General features: G+C 39.4%; 13 protein-coding genes and 4 pseudogenes. 12 read left to right on the top strand and 5 right to left on the bottom strand.

Annotated features, from left to right (window positions below):
• Nucleotides 1-104: 104 nt before the first annotated feature.
• Complete coding sequence (locus J678_RS21740; RefSeq protein ID WP_000804053.1) at nt 105-713, bottom strand: TetR/AcrR family transcriptional regulator; 609 nt, start codon at nt 711-713, stop codon at nt 105-107.
• Nucleotides 714-856: 143 nt separating this feature from the next.
• Between J678_RS21740 and J678_RS21735 the strand changes: the two genes are divergently transcribed.
• From J678_RS21735 to J678_RS0104655, 3 genes and pseudogenes are all read left to right on the top strand, one after another.
• The gene (locus J678_RS21735; protein WP_000859510.1) at nt 857-1,876 is read left to right on the top strand and encodes an NADP-dependent oxidoreductase; all 1,020 of its coding nucleotides are present in this window, start codon (nt 857-859) and stop codon (nt 1,874-1,876) included.
• Between the two features lie 15 nt (nt 1,877-1,891).
• Nucleotides 1,892-2,530: a glutathione S-transferase family protein gene (locus J678_RS21730; protein ID WP_031956406.1), complete on the top strand. Its 639-nt coding sequence runs from the start codon at nt 1,892-1,894 to the stop codon at nt 2,528-2,530.
• Nucleotides 2,531-2,834: 304 nt separating this feature from the next.
• A pseudogene (locus tag J678_RS0104655) lies at nt 2,835-3,767 on the top strand (IS5 family transposase).
• Between the two features lie 221 nt (nt 3,768-3,988).
• Here J678_RS0104655 and J678_RS0104650 read toward each other — a convergent pair.
• A complete protein-coding gene (locus J678_RS0104650) occupies nt 3,989-4,420 on the bottom strand; it encodes a PPC domain-containing protein (RefSeq protein WP_000684951.1) in 432 nt (143 codons plus the stop codon).
• 299 nt (nt 4,421-4,719) lie between these two features.
• Between J678_RS0104650 and J678_RS21725 the strand changes: the two genes are divergently transcribed.
• Together J678_RS21725 and J678_RS23785 are read left to right on the top strand one after the other, a co-directional pair.
• Nucleotides 4,720-5,919, top strand: a complete 1,200-nt coding sequence (locus J678_RS21725) for a tyrosine-type recombinase/integrase (protein WP_031956407.1) — start codon at nt 4,720-4,722, stop codon at nt 5,917-5,919.
• 33 nt (nt 5,920-5,952) lie between these two features.
• Nucleotides 5,953-6,174: pseudogene (locus tag J678_RS23785) on the top strand (antitoxin HicB).
• 276 nt (nt 6,175-6,450) lie between these two features.
• On the opposite strand, the gene J678_RS21720 reads toward J678_RS23785, so the two are convergent.
• Nucleotides 6,451-6,702: a hypothetical protein gene (locus J678_RS21720; protein ID WP_000937271.1), complete on the bottom strand. Its 252-nt coding sequence runs from the start codon at nt 6,700-6,702 to the stop codon at nt 6,451-6,453.
• Nucleotides 6,703-6,896: 194 nt separating this feature from the next.
• Between J678_RS21720 and J678_RS21715 the strand changes: the two genes are divergently transcribed.
• Complete coding sequence (locus tag J678_RS21715; protein ID WP_004658364.1) at nt 6,897-7,118, top strand: helix-turn-helix domain-containing protein; 222 nt, start codon at nt 6,897-6,899, stop codon at nt 7,116-7,118.
• A gap of 251 nt (nt 7,119-7,369) precedes the next feature.
• A pseudogene (locus tag J678_RS23405) lies at nt 7,370-8,023 on the top strand (IS5 family transposase).
• A 246-nt stretch (nt 8,024-8,269) separates the two neighbouring features.
• Here J678_RS23405 and cadR read toward each other — a convergent pair.
• Nucleotides 8,270-8,677: a Cd(II)/Pb(II)-responsive transcriptional regulator gene (gene cadR / locus J678_RS0104640; RefSeq protein ID WP_001219642.1), complete on the bottom strand. Its 408-nt coding sequence runs from the start codon at nt 8,675-8,677 to the stop codon at nt 8,270-8,272.
• A gap of 95 nt (nt 8,678-8,772) precedes the next feature.
• Here cadR and J678_RS21705 point away from each other — a divergent pair, with 95 nt between their 5' ends.
• The 5 genes and pseudogenes from J678_RS21705 to J678_RS23995 form a co-directional block, all read left to right on the top strand.
• Nucleotides 8,773-9,669 (top strand): cation transporter, encoded by an 897-nt coding sequence (locus tag J678_RS21705; RefSeq protein ID WP_009392494.1) that lies wholly within the window; start codon nt 8,773-8,775, stop codon nt 9,667-9,669.
• A 57-nt stretch (nt 9,670-9,726) separates the two neighbouring features.
• Complete coding sequence (gene lspA / locus J678_RS0104635) at nt 9,727-10,158, top strand: signal peptidase II (protein ID WP_228131897.1); 432 nt, start codon at nt 9,727-9,729, stop codon at nt 10,156-10,158.
• A gap of 27 nt (nt 10,159-10,185) precedes the next feature.
• Complete coding sequence (locus J678_RS21700; RefSeq protein ID WP_000743262.1) at nt 10,186-11,118, top strand: IS5 family transposase; 933 nt, start codon at nt 10,186-10,188, stop codon at nt 11,116-11,118.
• Between the two features lie 199 nt (nt 11,119-11,317).
• Nucleotides 11,318-11,647, top strand: a complete 330-nt coding sequence (locus tag J678_RS21695) for a four-helix bundle copper-binding protein (RefSeq protein ID WP_004827037.1) — start codon at nt 11,318-11,320, stop codon at nt 11,645-11,647.
• A 346-nt stretch (nt 11,648-11,993) separates the two neighbouring features.
• Nucleotides 11,994-13,410: pseudogene (locus J678_RS23995) on the top strand (HNH endonuclease); the annotation flags it as partial.
• Nucleotides 13,411-13,442: 32 nt separating this feature from the next.
• On the opposite strand, the gene J678_RS21680 reads toward J678_RS23995, so the two are convergent.
• Nucleotides 13,443-13,686: recombinase family protein (locus J678_RS21680; protein ID WP_032027515.1), on the bottom strand; the 244-nt coding region annotated here is incomplete at its 5' end.

Here is a 13,686-nt window from a genome sequence, read left to right as displayed (position 1 = left end):
TGTGCGCTATACTCATGGATTGTAAATTGATCTAATAGCAACACATTAATAAGTAATCATTGGGCTGCTGTCATTAATTATGTAATTGATATTTAATCTAATTTTTACGAAACTTCACTTTTTAATAGAAATTTAGTTGCTCTCAGAGCTTGATGTAATGGTGTTTTATCTTTTTGCAACTTACTCAGTAATGCTGCACCTAACCACATTTGGTAAAGTACTTGTGCCAAAGTCGAGGCCTCAGTATCTGCTTGGATAGACTGATCCTGTTTTCCCAAATCAATTAAACCAGCAATACGCTCGATTACATCATCCACGCCAGCGGACATAATGGAGCGCATATCTTCAGATAGATCGGCAACTTCTGCGGCAAGTTTCACAATTAAACAACTATCCGCCCAACCACACTGTGTTTCAGGATCTTCTATCCATAAATTAAAATACTCAATCAGCTTTTGATAAGGAGATTTATCGCTACGCCATACATCATTTAAACGGACTTGGTAATTATCCACATAATGCTGTACCAATTCACATCCGAAAGCTTCCTTGGATTGGAAATAATGATAAAACGAGCCTTTGGGGATCTCACAGCTCTGTAAAATTTCCTGTAATCCTACACCAGTAAAACCTTTATGCAAAATCAGGTCTGAACTGGTGTTAAGAATGTGTAAGCGCTTCGCTTCAGACTTTTTAATAGGATTAGGCTTCATATTAATTATTTACTCTATTATAAAAAATAGACCAGTCGTATTGTTTTTTATTATAACTCATCTACAATGGATGTAAAGAAATTTTAATCATAATTTTTGATTATGAAGAGAAATACTTTTAAATAAAACATGGAGTTATATGTGTGAAAACAGTTATTAATCAACGCATCGTTTTAGCTAAACGGCCAGTGGGTGAGCCAAAACACAGCGATTTTCGTATTGAGCAAGTTGAGCTCAATGAACTTAAACAAGGCGAGATATTGTTAAAAACCATTTACTTGTCACTCGATCCTTATATGCGTGGTCGCATGAGTGATGCTCCCTCATATGCAGCACCGGTTGAAATTGGCGAAGTGATGGTCGGTGGAACAGTCAGTCAAGTGATGGCCTCTAAAAACCCAAAATTCAAAGAAGGCGAGTGGGTTCTTTCTGGAAATGGTTGGCAGGGCTACGCAATTTCTGATGGGACTGCATGTCAAAGCTTAGGTATGCAACCCGAACATCCATCTTGGGCATTGGGTATTTTGGGGATGCCTGGCTTTACTGCTTATATGGGGTTGTTGGACATTGGTCAGCCTAAAGCCGGTGAAACTTTAGTCGTTGCAGCTGCAACGGGACCTGTTGGTGCTACAGTTGGACAAATTGGCAAACTTAAAGGTTGTCGCGTGGTTGGCGTCGCAGGTGGGGCTGAAAAATGCCATTATGCAGTACAAGAACTCGGCTTCGATGCTTGTATCAATTATCATGATGAAAATTTTGCAGAACAATTACAACAAGCAGTTCCCAACGGTATTGATATTTATTATGAGAATGTAGGGGGTAAAGTGTTTGATGCGGTATGGCCATTGCTTAACTCTGCGGCACGTGTACCGGTGTGTGGTGTGGTTTCGCAGTATAACGCTACCGAGCAAGCACAAGGGCCAGACCGTTTACCTGGCTTTATTTCCACTCTTTTAAGAAAGCGTATTCGCATGCAAGGCTTTATTATTTTTGATGATTATGGCAATCAGTATCCGGAATTCAATCAGCAAATGTCTGAATGGTTGAAAGACAGAAAAATCAAATATAAAGAGCATATGGTGCAAGGTTTAGATAACACGATCAATGCTTTCAATGGTATGTTAAAAGGCAAAAACTTTGGCAAAGTGGTTGTAAAAATTTAAAAAAATAGGAATATTATGATTACACTACATCATTTAGATCAATCACGTTCTTTTCGCATTTTGTGGTTACTTGAAGAAATCAAGCAGCCCTATGAGCTGAAAAGCTATTATCGTGACTCAAGCACGCATTTGGCCCCTGAATCTTTAAAAAACATCCATCCTTTAGGGAAATCTCCAGTATTGGAATGGGATGGCAAAGTTATTGCAGAGTCAGGCGCAATCGTTGAGTTATTAATTCAGAAACTTGCGCCGCATTTAGCACCAGATATGGATGAACCTACCTATGTCGATTATCTACAGTGGATTCATTTCTCAGAAAGCTCTGCCATGCTGCCATTTTTGTTAAAAACGTTTAATGCGATAGAAACCAAGCAAGGCACGAAGTTGGTATTTCTAGAAAATTATACTCAAGTTGAGTTCGATAAGGTATTTGGCCATTTAAATGAATATTTAAAAGATAAAGAATTTCTAGTGGCAGACCGTTTAACCGGTGCTGACTTTATGATGGGCTTTGGACTACATGCTTTAGTTTATCATATGGGACAAGGTGAAAATTATCCCCATATCCAACGTTATGTAGCAGGTTTAAGCCAACTACCTAGCTGGCAAGTCGCAGTACAAATTGAACAAAATGGTGTGAAAAGTCAAAAATAGCAAAATTGTTTTTTTAACGCAATTGAGAAAAAGAATCATGATTGACAAGTACATATGATTATAAAATAACCTGACACTTATTTAAAGTAAACGCCTAATGAATTTCATCGGGCGTTCTCTATTTTAAAGATAAGGAATTACCATTATTTAAGACAAGTTTCGCCTATTCTTTCACTGCAAATTCCTATCAAAAGAGCTTAAATATCACGACGGTTACGTTGAAAGATATAATTAACTTTTGAAAGAAAAGGGCTTTGTTGCACAAACCTATCTGTAAAGGTTTTTTCAGCGATATAATTTTCAAATGAAGAAGCCTACACATAAAATCTATCGTACAACCAATTGGTCCGTATATAACCGAGCTCTTATTAATCGTGGGAATATTGCCATTTGGTTCGATCCAAAAACCCAGTGGTATGCACAATCACAAGGTAAGCATGGTCGAAATCAAACCTATTCTGATACTGCCATCCAGTGCTGTCTGATGATCAAATCCCTATTTCGATTGTCTTTACGCATGGTCACAGGTTTTGTTCAAAGTCTGATTAAACTTTGTGGATTAAATTGGACAGCGCCAGATTACAGTACGCTGTGTAGAGGACAAAAGCATATTGATATTGTAATCAGCTACCAAAAAAGTAGCGATGGGCTGCATCTACTCATGGACTCTACAGGCATGAAGTTTCTAGGTGAGGGCGAATGGAAACGCAAGAAACATGGACCTGAATATCGTCGCCAATAGCGTAAATTACATATTGGTATAGATGCTAAGACCCTGCAAATACGCGCTATTCAGCTCACAACCAATAATGTCAGTGATTCACAGGTACTTGGTGATTTACTTGATCAGATTCCACAAGATGAGCAGATTGACTCTGTTTATACCGATGGAGCTTATGACACCAAGAAATGCCGTCAGGTCATTGCAGATCGGCAAGCGCATGCGGTGATTCCACCTAGAAAAAATGCGAAACCATGGAAAGATACAAAGAGCAGCTCGCTAGAGCGAAATGAATTACTTCGAACAGTTAAACGTTTAGGTAGGACACTATGGAAAAAATGGTCAGGCTATCATCGGCGAAGTTTGGTTGAAACTAAGATGCATTGCATCAAATTATTAGGAGATAAACTTAGTGCAAGGAGCTTTGATAGCCAAGTCAATGAGATTCATGCACGTGTAGCAGTCCTCAACAGATTTACGGAATTAGGTCGACCACTTACCCAAGTTATGCCTTAAATTTGGCTCAATTAGGGGCGCTTTGCATTTCAAATCTTTGTGCAATAAAGCCAAAGAAAAGTGACTAACGCACAGCAACATTAAATTATTCCTTGGGGTATTAAACAAGTAATCTATATCATTTTAATAACATAAACACATATGCGTAAAAATCACGCCCCGCTTAACTGGCAATAGTTTTTGAACCCTCGTATAAAAGCTTAAAAGAATCTAGCAAGTCTTTATTTAATGTTAATACTCATCCAGTATTGAGGTTTTTTATCTTTTCTTGCCTGTGATCTAGGTTGTAATACTCTAATTTCATACTCACCTGAAGCAGGTAAAATATAAATACCATTATCATCAAGCTCTGGAGAATATTCTCCAATATTGATGGAGTCTTTTAATTGATTACCCCATAAGTAAGCTTCAACATTTCCTCCAGTCAACTTCACTTTTAACTTTTGCCCTTTTTTAGCATAAAATTTGTAGGAATCATACTTGTATCCCTCTATCCTTCCGTAATAATTTGCAGAGTAAGCTTTTTTTGCAAACTTAACTACAACAGTCTTTCGTATATCATTGTTATCATTTGCAAGTACGGCTGGGCTAAGCATAGTTAAAGTTAGGGCCATAAAAGCACCAGCTAGTAATTTCGTATTCGCTATTTTCATAAGGTTACCTTAATTCTTGTATCGCCCCTGACATAGTAACATAAGTAATAAGTAACCATGAATCATGGAACAGAACTGTGAATAGTCATAACATAGAGTTGCACTTCAAATGCTAATTTAAGACTTGCGAAATCAATGGTTAATTAATTGGTCACTAAGGAATAGCCAATCTAGATATAAAGTTTATTTAACAAATACTTATAAAAATATATGATGCGTATCATACGCATCATATATAAAGCGTTCTATTTTGATATAATTGATCCAATCAACCCCTTATTAGGTTTCATTTAAATTCCATGAGTCTTACTGATATTAAAGTTCGCCAAGCTCATTGCAAGGAAAAAACCTGTTTTTTATCCGATGAAGATGGGCTTAGCCTGAAGATTGAGCCGAGTGGAAGAAAATCTTGGTGCTATCGCTATACAGATCCACAAACTAAAAAACGTCGACGCATTCAGTTAGGTCTTTATCCTGATTTATCGCTGAAAAAGGCACGACAAGTCAGAGATGACTTTAAAGACAATAATTTCTGTTTTGAACATGATACTGCCTCTAATCTTATCACCTTTGGTAAGGTCGGGGAGGAGTGGTTACAGTTCAAACTGAAGAATGCCTTCAACGATCTACCCCGCTGTGGTGTACTACAGTTAGCAGAAAGATGCTTACAGCAAGATATTTATCCAGACCTTCAGGATTTACCTTTTCAAAACATCAAGCGCTATGACCTGGTTTCAGTAATCAAAAAAATAGAGGGACGCCAAGTAAAAGAACCTGTCAAAAAAGCTTGTAGTTATTTGAACCAAATTTATGACTACGCTGTAGCGATGGGTTATTGTGAGTTCAACATCGCTCATGGTTTAAATAAAATCACCATTAACAGCAAAATCAAGAAAAATTATCCGTATTTGAAAGCGGAGGAAATATCTGATTTTAAGAATAAATTACAAAAATTGGATGCCCATCCCATTATTAAAAAAGCACTGATGTTCAAATTACATACTGGCGTGAGAGGGGCCGAATTGTTATTGGCTGAGCCTCATCATTTTGATTTAAATGAAAAAATCTGGAAAATACCTGCCTTGCATATTAAACAGTTTCGACGAAAAGTCATATTAGGCCATGAGATTCCAGATTTTTTAGTTCCACTTTCAAATCAGGCTTTAGAGATTTTGAAAGACGTCATGCAGTGGTCATACGGTGAAAAATACCTTTTTGCTAGCCCTCGCAAACACAATCAACCGATTCATTTTAATACTCTAAATATGGCCATACGTAAGATGGGGTATGGCAAACATCAACTATCTTCTCATGGATTACGTTCTACTTTTAGTACCATTTTGAATGACTCAGGTTTGTTCCAAGATAAATGGATTGAGGCACAACTTTCACATATTGATAAGAACCGTACCCGTGCCAGCTATAATCACGCTGACTATTTAGCTCAACGGACTGAAATGATGCAGTGGTGGGGTGATTATTTAAGTACTAGTAAGTGAAAATCGTACTTTTATACATAAACTTAAAACATGATGGGGTGTCAAATGGATAGTCAACAATATACTTACCGTGTTAAATGGTCAGTTGAAGATAATGGGTATGTTGGGTTATGTGCTGAGTTTCCATCATTGTCTTAGCATGATGCGGATCAGTCTAAAGCATTCTCAGGAATAGAGGAGCTCGTTGCTGATGTTGTCGCTGATATGATTAGCAATAATGAAAAAGTTCCTACACCACTCTCCGGAAAAATATAGTAGGCAATTTATTGTCCTTGTTCTCAGTGGTTCAACAAAAACTAGCCCTCGAAGCTGCAGAACGTAGTGTGGGCATGAATCGTTTAGTATCAGTAAAAAGAGCTATGTAATTTTAGTCTTTACTAAGGTCCATTAGGAGTGAGTGATAAAGCAGGAACAAGAATTTATGCTTCATATATTCTGTAAATCGTATGAATTTGAATTAATAGGTATTTTAAAAGAAAGTTTTCTTTGATTTAGTGTTTTTATATAAAAAAAATAATTTTTAAAAATAACTTAGGCTAATTGATAAACACTATCTGGAAAGATTAAAAGAAAATATTTTTTAATTTCTGCTAATTCATTTAAGGCAGGTTCTCTTTCTAGCAGTTGAAATGTCCAAATAAGTACAGCCTGATGATTATCATAGCAAGTATTTACTCCAAGAAAATTAGCCAATCCATAACTTCTATTGATGTTCATTTCTTTAATTAATTGATTTCCTAAGTCACGAGCTTGCTGGCTGATTAATAACTCATTTGGTAACACGGCGGTCATCTCCACAAAAAAATCTAATGCAGGTTCAATCCTTATATTTAAAAAGTTATAATTTAATTGAAATGGATAAAATATACTTTCTATAAGTTGTAATAACCTGCTGTAGGTTAATTTTAGCAAAGTATTACTCAGGCAACAACTTCAAATAACCCACAGCAAGTTATTTTTTGTAAATTAATTTAAATATGATTACTTGTAAGTTATCTAGCCTCATGGGCGATAGAAAAATTTTAAAATTAAGTGAAGTGGTGCATGCAACAGGTATCAATCGCAACACGCTCACAAGTATGTATTATGACCGTGCTGTACGTATTGAATTACCAGTCGCCGATAAGTTGTGTAAGTACTTTAACTGTACGATGAATGATTTGTTTGAGTTTAAGGAAGAAGTTGAAGAAAAAGATTAACTTAATACTTCGTTTGATAAGTTTTTCGAAGAAAAAGACTAGCCAATACTTAGTTTGATAAGTTTTTCTCTGCAGATCTAATATTGAATTTTATAAAATATCATTACAAACAGATACTAATTTCATTACTTCTAAAATGAAATCAATCGAATGGTAGAGTTTTTTTGCTATTTGCATTTTAAGGTGGGATTTTGAGGCCTTGTTGCGCAAACCTACCGATAAGGTCTTATACAGCAATAGCCTACACCTAAATTTATCGTACACCGAATTGGTCATCCTACAATCATGCTTTGATCAATCATGGTAATTTTACAATTTGGTTTGATACTAAGATTCAATGATATTCGCAGTCACAAGGAAAACATGGTCGAAATCAAACTTATTCTGACATAGCCATTCAGTGCTATCTCATGATTAAATCCTTATTTCGTCTTTCTGTATGCATGGTGACTGGCTTTGTCCAAAGCTTGATTAAACTTTGCGGATTAGATTGGACAGCTCTGGATTATTCAACCATTCGCAGAAGACAAAAGCATATTGATATTCAAATTAGCTATGAAAAGAGTTGCAATGGACTGCATCTACTCGTTGATTCCACGGATTTGAAGTTCTTAGGTGAAGGTGAATGGAAACGTAAAAAGCATTAGCCGAAATATCGTCGCCAATGGCGTAAACTTCATATTGGTATAGATACTAAAACCCTGCTAGGTAGAACACTATGGAAAAAATGGTCAGGCTATCATCGCCGAAGTTTGGTCGAAACAAAGATGCACTGCATCAAATTATTAGGCGATAAATTAATGGCAAGAAGCTTTCCTAGTCAGATGAGTGAAATTCATGCTCGCGTAGCAGTCCTCAACAGATTTATGGAATTAGGCCGACCTAATACCCGAGTTGTAACTTAAATTTGAGTTGCTTAGGAAAACTCAATCTTTAAAGGCTTTATGCAACAAAGAACTTCGAAATTGATTTATGGATTATGAGCACCCTAAGGGCTTATAATTCAAAATATTTTCAATTATGGGGTGGTGAATTTTGGATAAGGTGAAAGCAAAAAAAAATAGGGTAAGCGGATTAAATGGTTGATCTTACCTTTGCATGAGAGTGAGGCAAACCGGCATCTCATCGGATTATCTGGTTGGCACTCCAACCTACTGCTGATGCATGCTTCCCTCGCTAATTCCAGCAAGAACCCCACACGCCTTAACTTCCCGGTCATCGTTGCAACGCGCTCTTAGTGAAACGAGTTGTTTCTCAAGCGCCTGTAGAGCGGTTATCTGCGAGCGCACATGAGAGATGTGATCATCGAGCAAGGCATTGACAGCGGTACAGGACTGATGAGGGTCGTCCTGATAGCGCTTTAGTTCGTGAATTTCTGCCAGTGACAGATCCAGGATGCGGCAGCGACGAATAAAGGCCAGCCGCTCAACGTGTTTCTCGGTATAGACACGGTAACCGTTCTCCTGCCGACCAGGCGGCGGCAACAAGCCCTGCCGTTCGTAGAAGCGGATCGTCTGTGTATCTACCCCTACTGACTGTGCCAACTGACCAATACGCATCGGGTTCCTCCGCAACGGATTCTCTACGCTATTGACATTATAGCTACTATATAGTTTTAAATGAAAACCCGATCACATTCAAGTGGAGTCATATCATGAGTAAAAACTGCGGAGGCCCCTGTGGCGACCATGCAAGGCCTGCGTCGGATACCGATATGCAGGCCTCCTCCGATGCGTCGGGGGAATGGGTCAGTGTTTATGCCGTGCCGAAGATGGACTGTCCATCAGAAGAGCGCATGATTCGCCTGGCCCTGAACGGCGTTGAGGGGATTCGGGCACTGTCCTTCGACTTGTCGAACCGCCGGTTGAAGGTCGTGCATGACGGTGAGGTCGAGCCCGTCACCTCGAAACTGAAGACCTTGGGGCTAGGCGCCTCGCTTCAGGAAACCGTCGCTGCAAATCCGGAGACCATCAAGGCCGCCGAGTTTTCGGCAGCTTCTGCTAAGCAAGAATCCGGGACCCTGCGCTGGTTGCTCGGCATCAATGCACTTCTGTTCGTGGTGGAAATGACTGCCGGTCTGATCGCCCGGTCCACTGGCCTGATTGGAGAATCCCTGGACAATTTTGCCGATGCGGCGGTGTACGGGCTTGCCCTTTATGCGGTTGGACATAGCGTGAAAATGCAGGTACGTGCCGCGCATCTTGCTGGTGTACTGCAACTGATCTTGGCTGTGGGCGTACTCATAGAGGTGGTGAGACGCTTTGTATTCGGTAGTGAGCCTGAATCGCTGGTGATGATGGCTATCGCATTCGTCGCATTGATTGCCAATACCAGTTGTCTGCTGCTCATATCCAAACATCGGGAGGGCGGGGCGCACATGAAGGCAAGCTGGATATTCTCGGCCAACGACGTGGTGATCAACCTGGGGGTCATCACCGCCGGCGCTCTGGTCGCGTGGACCGGGTCCAATTATCCGGATCTGATTATCGGCACCATCGCGGGGGTAATTGTACTTAACGGTGCTAGACGCATTCTGGCGCTCAAGGATTAAGCAATGTCCATTTTTGGCAAACATCTGTCACCGTACGCTCTGTTGTCCATATCGGGCCTGCTGGCAGCGTCTGATCAGGCCATAAAATGGCTGGGGCAACAATCAATGGCATATGGCGAGTCTATTTCAGTGACCTCATTCTTTAACTGGGTACACGTATGGAATACCGGTGCCGCATTCAGTCTTTTTGCGAATGGTGGAGGCTGGCAGCGCTACTTTTTTATCGGAATCGCGGTAGTGGTCTCGATTTTTCTGATCAAGCTGATCCTTGAAAATCGTCATAAAGGAGAAGCCATCGCTTACAGTCTTATCCTCGGTGGCGCCATGGGCAACCTGATTGACCGGGTCTTTCGCGGCTATGTTGTGGATTCCTTTGATTTCTATTGGCGAGACTGGCATTGGCCGGCCTTCAACCTGGCTGATATTGCAATTGTCCTCGGTGCCTTACTTTTAGTTTCCAGCGGCTTTGTTGCACAAACCTATCTGTAAAGGCTTTTTCAGCGATATAATTTTCAAATGAAGAAGCCTACACACAAAATCTACCGCACAACCAATTGGCCCGCATATAACCGAGCACTCATTAATCGCGGAAATATTGCCCTTTGGTTTGATCCTGCTACGCAATGGTATGCTCCATCAAAAGGCAAACAAGGGCGAAATCAAACCTACTCCGACGCAGCCATCCAATGCTGCTTAATGATTAAATCCTTATTCCGTCTATCTTTACGTATGGTCACTGGCTTTGTGCAAAGTCTGATTAAACTTTGCGGATTAAATTGGACCGCACCAGATTACAGTACGCTTTGTAGAAGACAAAAGCATATTGATATTGCAATCAGCTACCAAAAAAGTAGCGATGGGCTGCATCTACTCGTAGACTCTACAGGGATGAAGTTTCTAGGTGAGGGCGAATGGAAACGCAAGAAACATGGAGCTGAATATCGTCGCCAATGGCGTAAACTACATATTGGTATAGATGCCAAAACCCTACAAATACGCGCTATTCAGCTCACAACCAATAATGTCTGTGATTCACAGGTGCTTGGTGATTTACTTAATCAGATTCCACAAGATGAGCAGATTGACTCTGTTTATACCGATGGAGCTTATGACACCAAGCAATGCCGTCAGGTCATTGCAGATCGGCAAGCACATGCGGTGATTCCACCTAGAAAAAATGCGAAACCATGGAAAGATACAAAGAGTAGCTCGCTAGAGCGAAATGAATTACTTCGAACAATTAAACGTTTAGGTAGGACACTATGGAAAAAATGGTCAGGCTATCATCGCCGAAGTTTGGTTGAGACTAAAATGCACTGCATCAAATTATTAAGAGATAAACTCAGTGCAAGGAGCTTTGATAGCCAAGTCAATGAGGTTCATGCACGTGTAGCAGTCCTCAACAGATTTACGGAATTAGGTCGACCACTTACCCAAGTTACGCCTTAAATTTGGCTCAATTAGGGGCGCTTTGCCTTTCAAATCTTTGTGCAACAAAGCCATTTGGAATATAAATAAGATTTAGTTAAAATTAACATTATTCATATAAATTAACATTATGTATTACATTTACTAATAATTTAAAATAATTAGTAGAAAAAAATTATGTTTTAATTATTTCTTTGATTATATAAGTTGAGAGTAAAAAATGATTAATACGGAATTTTCAAAGTGTATTTCTGCATGTACAAACTGTTCACTTATTTGTACTGAATGTGCAACTTCTTGTTTAAAAGAAAAAGATTTAGAGATGATGCGTGAATGTATTCAACGTTGTCTAGAATGTGCAGATATTTGTCAGTTATGTGTGCGTATGCAACAACATAACTCACCTTTCCTCAAAGAGATTTGTGAGCTTTGTGCTAAGATCTGTGAATATTGTGCGGAAGAGTGTGAAAAACATTCACATGATTATTGTAAAAAATGTGCTGAGGCTTGCCGTCAGTGTGCAGAAGAATGTCGAAAAATTGCCATGTAAAATACTTCAATAATGTTAATTATATGGCTCTAGACTAACATAATCATTCTACTAGTCTAGAGCCTTTCCTAAAATTAACATAATACACCTTATACGAAATTCTTATATTTTTTTCTTTATTTTTCAATGGTATAATACAATCTTTAAAGCCCCTTTTCTCCAATCGGGGCTTTTTTATGATTTATTACGTTCTCTAATCCCCCCATTTCTCTTAGGTCTCTTTTGTTAGCGCTGACTGGATATTGACGGTCATTTAATTCACAGCTTTAACCAAATCGAACTATATACATTTTCAAATTTCGTACTTGAGCGAAAGTAGGAAAGTGTTGCCTGGAGAGAATAAGAAATGGGTTCTACACGACTATTGACCAATATTATTCAGCGTAAAGTCATGTTGCCAGAAGAAATGTCACCTTCAATGCAGCGTGACAATTTTGAAGTGACACTGACTGATTTTGAAAAGCATCCAATCATCAAATGTTTATTTAAGGCGGATAACCAGCGTTCTACGGAATGTTGGAGCGTGCAAGAAATTGCAAACTTTATTGAGGATTGCACAGAAGATCAAAACATCAATTTATGCATTTTGTATTGGAAAGATATACACAGCAATATTTACATTATTGATGGAGCACATCGTCTTTCCTGTATCTATGCGTGGATCAATAGATATTTTGCGGATGAGCAAGTCCCTCAAGCACCTAATTTCAATGATCAACAAAAACAAGATATTCGTTACCTCCGCAATTATTTAGGAGATCTTGCTGATTTTCAAAAAATTTGTACTGATGCCGAATTTGCAGAAAAAAAAATCGAAATTAGGCGATATTAAAATCAGTTTCCGGCAGGTACTGGGGACTCCGGAAGATGCGCGACGGGTATTTCAATCTATTAACTCAGATACTAAACGTTTAGATAAATATGAGGAATATCACCTAAGAAATCGCGGTAGTGACGCGTATTATGCGATCTATGCCTGTTGTTATATCAATGACAATAAATCTAACCTAGAAGAGCTCCAATATACACGTTTAAATGAGTTGATTGAGTTAGGGGAGAGGATCCACCAGTTACTTTTTTCGACCATTTTATTAGACAATGAAATGAGTCATGGCAAAAAAATTGGCCTGGTCAATGAGCTGATGAATATCATTGCGGGTGATCAGATTCATAATATTATGAGTCTGAATCAGGGGGAGCGCGTTGAAAACCTAATGTCGCATCTGTTGACCATTCTTTGCAGAATAGCGACGCCTGTAAAAAATGCTGGGGTTCCGAGTTTGGGCTTACATCCATACTTATATTTTTATAAGGATCAGAGTTTTCAGATTACTTCTTTTCTTGCATGGTTTTCAATTGTGTATGAAATTCATGAAAGCCGCATGCAGATTCATCATCGAAAGATTAGTTTCAAGGACTTCACCCGGGTACGCCGTAGTATTGAGTTCTTGATCGCCAATTTCCCCGTGGCGACCACCGAAACGGTCGGCAAGTTCGGCAGTGGTATCAAGGGCTATGATCGGCTACAAATTGTCTATAAAGCCTTTATTTGCTTAAGCTTGGAAATGGAGGTTGATTTTGATGATGAGGAATGCCTGAATACCTTTATTCTGTCCATGTCTAAGGCCTTCAAGTACATAAACTTTAACGAGTTTTATGTCGAAAGATTTTTGGGTGGTTATGATGATGCAGTCGTCAAGCATGTGGTGGGATATGTGGAGTCGATTAGTCCAATTTCTCGGTCAAAGCCCAAGGCCTTTTCGGGGTCGTCTCAGGAAACGGAAAATATAGCACGCTAAGGATTTTCACTCCGACTTCTTTTAACGATATCCAACACGGTATTTTTGCTTAGATTGACCAGCCGACCGACTTGTCGATAAGAGTGTCCAGCAGACACCAACTCCAACACTTTAGGTGCCAGACGATCTGACTTGGTACGTTGACCAGGACGACGACCAAACACAACGCCCCGCGCTTGTGCCGCTGCTACACCAGAGCGCACACGTTCACGTAGTAAATCTCCCTCAAACTCTGCTAAT

Origin of the sequence: Acinetobacter sp. 1424608, assembly GCF_000588255.1 — a bacterium.
Lineage (GTDB): Bacteria > Pseudomonadota > Gammaproteobacteria > Pseudomonadales > Moraxellaceae > Acinetobacter > Acinetobacter nosocomialis.
The sequence above is the reverse complement of the archived record's forward strand: the minus strand, read 5'-3'. Positions and strand labels throughout refer to the sequence as shown.

Bases quoted from the DNA above. Each gene is read 5' to 3' on its own strand.
- J678_RS21705 (WP_009392494.1), top strand. From the start codon at position 8,773: ATGAGTAAAAACTGCGGAGGCCCCTGTGGCGACCATGCAAGGCCTGCG.
- J678_RS21740 (WP_000804053.1), bottom strand. From the start codon at position 713: ATGAAGCCTAATCCTATTAAAAAGTCTGAAGCGAAGCGCTTACACATT.
- J678_RS0104650 (WP_000684951.1), bottom strand. From the start codon at position 4,420: ATGAAAATAGCGAATACGAAATTACTAGCTGGTGCTTTTATGGCCCTA.
- J678_RS21725 (WP_031956407.1), top strand. From the start codon at position 4,720: ATGAGTCTTACTGATATTAAAGTTCGCCAAGCTCATTGCAAGGAAAAA.
- cadR (WP_001219642.1), bottom strand. From the start codon at position 8,677: ATGCGTATTGGTCAGTTGGCACAGTCAGTAGGGGTAGATACACAGACG.
- J678_RS21695 (WP_004827037.1), top strand. From the start codon at position 11,318: ATGATTAATACGGAATTTTCAAAGTGTATTTCTGCATGTACAAACTGT.
- J678_RS21715 (WP_004658364.1), top strand. From the start codon at position 6,897: ATGATTACTTGTAAGTTATCTAGCCTCATGGGCGATAGAAAAATTTTA.
- J678_RS21730 (WP_031956406.1), top strand. From the start codon at position 1,892: ATGATTACACTACATCATTTAGATCAATCACGTTCTTTTCGCATTTTG.
- J678_RS21700 (WP_000743262.1), top strand. From the start codon at position 10,186: ATGAAGAAGCCTACACACAAAATCTACCGCACAACCAATTGGCCCGCA.